The following is a 7,425-nucleotide window of genomic DNA, read 5'->3' as shown; positions in this document are numbered from 1 at the left end:
GCCTCCGCGCTTGACCTTCGGATGCCAGAGCCGGATGTCCTCGCTGACGCCGCGGTAGCTGTGATCGGCGTCGATGTAGCAAAAGTCCAGGCTGTTCTCGGGAAGGATGTCCGCCGCTTCCTTGGAAGTGATCCGCCAAACGACCGAACGCCGCTCGAACGGCAGGAGCCTCCGGACGGTTTGCAGATAGAGCGCGTCTTGTTGTTGTTGCGGCACGTTGGACACGTCGATGTAGTCCCCTTGTCCGAATTCGCGCCACGGATCAACCGAATACAGGACGCGGCCTTCCCAGAGGCGCAGGATTCGCTCCGAAAATTTTCCTTCTTTGACACCGATCTCGACGCCGACGCCTTTCAAACCGAGTTCATTCAACACCAGAGGGAGCAATTCACGACGCTCCAGCTTGAGCGGGGTCGCGTCGCTCCCGCTGCGTCGCTGTTCGGAACGCCGCGCGCGCTTCAGGCCCTCAACAAATGCCGCCAGGTTTTCGCGGCTTTTTTGCAGAGCGCGAAGACTCTCGGCCGCTTCGGGATAATCCGCTCGCTGGGCAAGAGCTTGTTCGTAACACGATGCGGCGCGGTCCAGAAACCCGAATTCGCGGTAGAGATTTCCCCAACTCCACAAGGCATCGGGAAATTGCGGCTGCAGTTCCAGCGCGCGGCGGAAGGCCGACTCCGCCGCCTCGAACCGTTCCAGCCCGCACAGGACCAACCCCAGGTCGCTGTAACAGACGGGCGAATTCGGGTGGGCGGCGAGCGCTTTGCTGAGCCAATCGAGAGCTTCTTCCGGTTTCTCCTGCTGCACGGCCAGGAGGCCCATGAGGTGGAGCGCGGAAGGATGATTCGGCTCGGCCGCGAGAACTTCGCGATACCGTTTGCCGGCCTCTTCCAGTTCGCCCTGCTTGTGCAAAGCCAGGGCTTCCTGCAAAAGGTCCATGGAAGTCTTCGCCGAACTCATGGGTCAGTGGCCGCCGAAATCAGATCTCGCCAGATGCGGTCCTTGGAGAACAGTTGGAGAAACCATTCATAAGCGCGCTCCGCAACCGCTCGCCGCGCGTCTTCGTGCCGTTCGAAATAGCCGAGATATGCCTGCAATTCGTCGATGTTCGTGAAGGGAATGTAATGGACGAAGGGAACGAAGAATCGCTGGATCTCCTCATTGTCCTCTTCGAGCAGCAGGGCCCGGGCGATGATGGATTCCCACGCGCGGCCCGTCATGATTTTCCGGCCCGTGGCGCGCGCGGAAAAGTTCACGCTGATGCGGAGCCGGCTCATGAACGCGGCGTATTCCTCCGGCGACGCCCCGGCCCGGGAGCCGCTCGTCGTGTGCGTCGAAAGAAAAAGCTGGCAAGGGATGCCCCGGGATTTGAGCAAAGTCAGCCAGATGCCGCGAGGCGAGTTGTAATCGAACAAACTCCCCACGAAGGCGGCGCCGATGTCTTTGCCGGCCGGGCCGGGCCGGAACAACGCTTCCGGATATGGAATCGGCGCCCAGAAGGTCTTCACGCCGGGAATCTCAGCGCCGCTGGCCGGAGGCGAAAAGTTCAACGGCCACACGACGTCCAGAAACGAACTCGCGAACTCCATCGTAAACCACGATTTGGTCATCCAGGAGTCCGGATACAGGCTGACGAGTTTGAAGGGGTGTTGTTCCTTGAGCGCGCGAAACACGTTCTTATAAACCTCCGGCGTGATGTATTCCTCCGGCGGTTCCTGGTTGCAGAGATCATCGAAGATAACCAGATCGGGCTTCAGCGAAAGAATCGTGCGCCCGAGACGATCCAACTCGGAGTATTGTTGGTCGGGCTGAATCGCCGTCGGATTCAGAAAAGGATCCGCAGGGAAAAAAACCGTTTCCAGGCCGACGGCCTTCGCCGAGGTCTCGATGAAAACACCCAGTTCGTGCAATCGGGAATCCGCGCGGCCCAAAAAATACCGGCGCAGCACGAGAAGAACTTTTCCGGCGGGCCGAGTGACTGGAGCTGCGCCTTTCGCAAGGCCCCTCCCGCGTTGTTGGAGATAAGGAACCGTGCGTCCGCCGGCCTCCCACGTCGCCAGCGCTTCCTCCAGACGTTGGTGGATGTCCGCGTCCTGAAGCGAGGCGCCGCGCCCGAGGCCGTTCCGTCCCGCCGCGACGCTGCGCAGATAGGTTCCCGGCAATGAAAACATTCTGACCAGATCCGCCGCCTTCGGCACCGCGTTGCCCAGGAAACTCAGACAGATTTGTTCATGAATTCCCGCGAGCCAGGCATCGCAATCTGTCGGGGCGGCGTCTGGGGGGCGGGACGCCAGGAGGGCCCGGGCCTTGGCGGCGCAACCTTCGGCTTCGGTCTGGCGGCCCAGCTCGACCAGGCTATGCGCGAGTTTGACCCAGGCTTCGGCGTTCGACGGTTCTGCGCCCGACGCCACACGCCAGAGCGCCTCGGCGTCCGGCCAGCTTTTGCATTCGTAAGCGATTTGAGCCAGCGCGCGCACGCACCGTGCGGTGACCGCTTTGGGATCTTTGACAATCAGGTCCTTCAGGAGACCGGAAGCCTTCTCGACGTGGCCGTTCTTGACCAGGTAGCTGGCCAGCTCGTACGCCGTGATCTCCAGCAAGGCTTGGTCGCTCATAGTTTCTGAAGTGGGCCGTAGTTTCGTTGAACCGCCCGGCCTTTGCAAGATTGGCAGCGGTTCTGCCCAAGAACCTCGGAGCGCCGTCTCCGATCCGGCGTGATTCTCAAGCCGCACCGATGCGCGCCGGGCCGGAGACCGGCGTTCCGGTTCGTGGGCGCGTGAGTCCATCCCGGCGAGCCGTATTGGGAACACGTTGGAGGCGGCTCGATGGGGACAGGCTCGCCCTACCGGAGAGCGCTGTAACGCCTTTAACGCTTTGACGCTTCACCGCCGCCCACGTGGCCTCTCACGAACCCGATGCACTGGGCCACGTCCACGACCGACTCGTTCCAATTGTATTCGTATTCGATGGAAATATTCCCGTCGAATCCCTGGCGCTGCAGTTCATCGAGCACGCCGCCGATGTTGCCCACGCCTGTGCCGAACGGAACGTCGTGATGGCCGCTTGCCCCGCGGACATTGCGGTCCTTCAAATGGCTGCTGATCACGCGCCCTTTCAAAAGTTTGATGGCCTCCACCGGATCGACTTCCGAGGTCAGCCAGTGGCCCGTGTCGGCGCAGGCGCCGATGCGCGAATCGCGGTCTTTCACCAGCGACAAGATGTAATTCGGATCCCACACCTTGTAGTTGGGATTGCGCGGTTGCCGGGGGTGATTGTGATAGGCCACCTTGATGTCGAACTCCTTGACCATTTTCTCAATCGTGTCGATGGAGTCCGTGGACTCGGTGGTCACCGCGTAAAGCCCCAACGTCTTGGCAAACTCGAAAATCTTGCGCGCGGCGGCTTCGTCCTTGGGAATGCCGACGACGCCGTAGTTGACCGCTTTGATCTTGTGCTTGGCGAGTTTGTCTTTGACCTTCTGGATGATCTCCTCGGAAGCGTTGTGGTCCCATTTCACCGACGGATCGTCCGCGCTGAGTTTTTGTCCGGGATAAAACTCGATGACCTTTCCGCCGGCGGCGGCGGTTTTTTCGATCGCCTCAAAAACGCTGAATCGATTGAAGGTGTACGCCTGCGCGCCGATGGCGAAGCCGCCGATCTTGAATTCGTCCGGGATTTTTTCGCCGCGCAGGTCGGTTAAGGCTGTCGCCGCCGCCAGCAGAAGACCATACCGCATGAATTGGTGCATCGAAGTCATAATGTTTCTCCAGGTTAATCCAGCCGGCAAACGCGCGAGTCGCGCGAGATCATTGCCGGGTTGACAGATGCGAGCCATAAAGCCCGTCGATGTCAAAGCAAAAAGCCCGTGTAGGTGTGTCCCCTCAGTTCAGGTGGGGCGAGGCGCCTGCCGAGCCAATGCCATCGAAGAAAGGCTCCGCAGGAGCATCGATTCGTCCTCGATTGCCGCGATTACGAGGACGAGAGGATCTGCGCGGTCCGCGACAATTTCGAGCGATACTGCGACGCTCACGGCGCGATCACGCGGAGGGCGAGGCGGCGCATCACGCATTCTGCCGGCAAACAACCCACGGTGTCGCCTTCCAACTGCAACGGCGACGGCGACGCGCTGTTCAACTGCAAAGATTCGGTTTGAAAATAAATCTCGTCGCGAGGCCGGAAAAGCCGCGGCGACAAGTAGCCCAGGACGTAACGAAACAGAACGTGCAGGGTGATTTTGGGAAAGACGCACACGTCCAGCAGGCCGTCGTGATTGTTGGCCTGGCGGAAGACCGGGATCTCCCCCCCGTAATAGCGGCCATTGCCGATGATGACCAATTCGCCCTGCGCCGTTCGCGTTCCCCAGCTCGCCGTGATGGCAGGCCGGGGCTCGCGCAGGGCCTTGAGGCCCGCCAGCATGTAGGCGAATTGGCCGATGCTCTTTTTCAGATGGGTGTCCACCGTCTCGATGGCCCGGGCGTCCCATCCGGCGCCCGCCATCTGCACGAAGTGACGGCGTTGAAGCTGGCCGTTGTTCCTGAATTGGAATTGCGGCAGATCGATCGCCGTCACACGTCCGCGGACAATCGTTTCCCACGCTGCGCGCACTTTGAGCGGCAACCGCATTTCCCGCGCGAAGACATTCACCGTTCCCACGGGCAACACGCCGAGACACGCCCGTTCCAGGCCTTCGGGATGCTCCGCGATTCCATTGAGGACTTCGTTGACGGTGCCGTCTCCGCCGGCGGCGACGATCGTTTCGAACCCCTCCGAGACGGCTTCACGCGCCAGATCTCGTCCGGTGCCCGGGCCGTGAGTCCGTTTGAGCGCGCATGGCTCGGCGGGCTGGCCCAACTGCTTCAGGAATCGTTGCGCTTTCTCGCCTTTAGCAGCCGGATTGAAAATGACACAAATGCGCATCTTCGTCGTGAGAGCGTTGAGTCGCTGAAGCGTCCGAGCGTTTCAGCGTGGAAGCGTTGAATCTCCAAGTTGGATCGATCGGTCAGCGTTTCCACGCTTCCACGCTTGGACGCTCGCACGCTTCAACGGCTCGGCGGTTTGACCGCCAATTCGAGGATGCGGCCTGGCAGCCCCAGCGAGCCTTTGAACGTGATCGCCCGACAGTATTCCGCGATGTAAAGCTTGCCCTTGCCGTTCTGCACGATATCCAGCGGCCGAGCCAGCGGCGCGAGCACGGTCTTCATCGTCGCTTCGTACTTGCCTTGCGCGTTTTTGCGCAGGCGCGCTTGCAGGAGGTCGAAGCCGTAATCCTTCGGCTGCGCGATGAGGATGCCGTAGCGCGTGATGAGAAAGGTTCCTCGAAAATCCGGCGGAAAATCGTCGCCCAGAAAGACCATTCCCGCCGGCGACGAATGCGCGTCGAACGTGTAAACCGGTTTCCCGTTGAAGCCGCCGTCTGGACCGAGGTTGGCAATCGGCAGTTCAAATTTCAGGCCCGGCGGAGGGTCCGGCGTGTAGGGGTAAAGCTTCTCTGTCTGGTCGGCAAAGAAATACGGGAAGCCATAGTGTTTGCCGCGCTCGATTTGATTCAACTCTTCGGGCGCGTCTTTGTTCGGGCCGTTTTCCGTCGCGAACATTTCGCCCTGGTCGTTCCAACAATATCCGTAGGCGTTGCGCAGGCCGCGCGCGTAAATCTCCAGTTCGGGTTTCTCGGCCCGCGGATCGAACCGCCACATGCACGCGGTCAGCGGCGTTTCGCCGACTTTGGCGATTTTGGGATCGTCCCCGGCATCGTTGCTGTCGGTGCGCGAGCCGCTGTTCACGTAAAGGTGACCATCCGGACCGAACGCGATGTGGCCGACGGCATGATGATTGCCGGTCCCCCACGGATAGGAAGTTCGGAACCACGGCCTGGGTTCCGCCGGTTCGCCCTCGCTGTGCGTGGTCGTGCGGTAAATGATGACTTCGGCATTGACTGGATTGACGGTCTCGTTGCGTTGGTTGGAGACAATGTAAAGGCGGTTCTGAGCATCGAGCGTCGCGCCGACAATGAAGGTATCGCCCAGCTTCAGGTCGAGGTAATTTGGCCCGAACAGAATCTGTTTCAACGTGCCGGTGGCGATGTCGATCTTCCAGACGTCACCGTTGAAACAGAGCGCGTAAAGCGCCTGGCCTTTGCCATCACCGATCAGGCGCGTGGGATGATTCGGCATGCGCGCGACTTCGCGGAGCGTGAATCCCTCCGGCGGTTTCGGGAGCGGGAGATAAGCGTTGGCCTTGACCAACGCCTCGAACGTGGGGAATTGCGTTTTCGCGCGCACGGCTTTGACTTCGTCCGCGGTGACGGCTTCGCCGGAGTTGCCCCAGGTGTTTCGAACGAAAGTGAGCACATCGGCGACTTGCTGGTCGTTGAGCACGGCGGGCGGCATGAAACCTTTGTAGGTTTGGCCGTTGACGGTGATGATGTCCGAAAACCCCTCCACGACGATTCGGATGCTCCGCGGTTTGTCGGCCATCAGGAAATCCGAAGCCGCGAGCGGCGGAAAGGCTCCGGGCGTTCCCTGGCCGGCCCCTTGATGGCAAGTGACGCAATGGCCGAGGTAAAGGAGCTTGCCTCGGGAGATTTGCGCTTCTTGGGTTGAAGCCAGCTCTGCGGCCCAACCGGCGTTTGCGAACACGACGGCAGCAAGAAGCGAAAAAGAGCGCAGAAACGCCCATGCGCTCTGGCGGGCCTTTGGCCTGTTGGATGCGATTGTGATTCGAGAAGCCTTTCCCCTCACCCTGTCCTTCTCCCCAAGACAAGCCCGAGGCCTCCCTTCTTCACCAGCACGAGAATCCATACTCCCTCTCCCCAAGGGAGAGGGCCGGGGTGAGGGGGAAGGAGGCGTCGGTTTGAGCAACAGGGTGGATACTGTTTCCAGGCCCCCAGGTGTGTTGAACCCCCGACGAAGCAGCGCGGAAAGGGATGGCATGGGCGGAAAATAATAGCCCGCCCATTTTAGTCAACCACAGGAGCGTTGCTCAGTGGCTCTTGCAGCACACGCGGCCCACCGCGACGCAGAAACCGAGCACGCCGAGAATGAGAAGCCAGGGGCTGCCCGCGCCAGGCGGACTGCCAGGAGGAGGAATCAGCCAGATCGTGAATTCATACAGGCCAAATCCCAGCACAAGCATGATCAATGACCAGGCCAAAACTGCTTTGAAAAAATTCATAGGCGGGAGCCTAGCGATTCCGCGAACGCAATCAAGCGCGCAGAAGGAGCCAAAAAGCGAACGGTACGCACCGGACAATTTCGTGTTGCAGCCACGACACAAAAATTGTCCACCGTGTTCACGCGCCGGCGGGCGTATGTGATTGAAACGGTCGAGGGAGGCGGGCAAGCTCGCTGCCGCCGAAAGTCGGGATTATGTGCAGACCGTGGGATTGACGACAGATCGACCGGAGAACCGTAGCGCAGATTTTCAATCTGC

6 protein-coding genes are annotated in these 7,425 nt (G+C 60.5%); all 6 read right to left on the bottom strand.

All coding sequences use genetic code 11. The features are described from left to right. The coding region (locus FJ398_24155; protein ID MBM3840990.1) for a tetratricopeptide repeat protein at nucleotides 1-957 on the bottom strand (957 nt) is incomplete at its 3' end. Further along, nucleotides 954-2,783 carry a glycosyltransferase gene (locus FJ398_24150; protein ID MBM3840989.1) on the bottom strand — a complete coding sequence of 610 codons (1,830 nt, stop codon included), beginning with the start codon at nucleotides 2,781-2,783 and terminating at the stop codon, nucleotides 954-956. The genes FJ398_24155 and FJ398_24150, both read right to left, overlap by 4 nt. A gap of 80 nt (nucleotides 2,784-2,863) precedes the next feature. Further along, nucleotides 2,864-3,832, bottom strand: coding sequence for a sugar phosphate isomerase/epimerase (locus FJ398_24145; protein ID MBM3840988.1), 969 nt, complete (start codon nucleotides 3,830-3,832; stop codon nucleotides 2,864-2,866). A gap of 191 nt (nucleotides 3,833-4,023) precedes the next feature. Beyond that, complete coding sequence (locus FJ398_24140; GenBank protein ID MBM3840987.1) at nucleotides 4,024-4,914, bottom strand: diacylglycerol kinase family lipid kinase; 891 nt, start codon at nucleotides 4,912-4,914, stop codon at nucleotides 4,024-4,026. Nucleotides 4,915-5,036: 122 nt separating this feature from the next. Beyond that, nucleotides 5,037-6,926, bottom strand: coding sequence for a c-type cytochrome (locus FJ398_24135; protein ID MBM3840986.1), 1,890 nt, complete (start codon nucleotides 6,924-6,926; stop codon nucleotides 5,037-5,039). A 49-nt stretch (nucleotides 6,927-6,975) separates the two neighbouring features. Beyond that, nucleotides 6,976-7,167: a hypothetical protein gene (locus tag FJ398_24130; protein ID MBM3840985.1), complete on the bottom strand. Its 192-nt coding sequence runs from the start codon at nucleotides 7,165-7,167 to the stop codon at nucleotides 6,976-6,978. Nucleotides 7,168-7,425 lie beyond the last annotated feature (258 nt).

The organism is Verrucomicrobiota bacterium, from assembly GCA_016871535.1.
Lineage (GTDB): Bacteria > Verrucomicrobiota > Verrucomicrobiia > Limisphaerales > SIBE01 > VHCZ01.
This window is presented reverse-complemented; position numbering and strand designations above follow the sequence as displayed.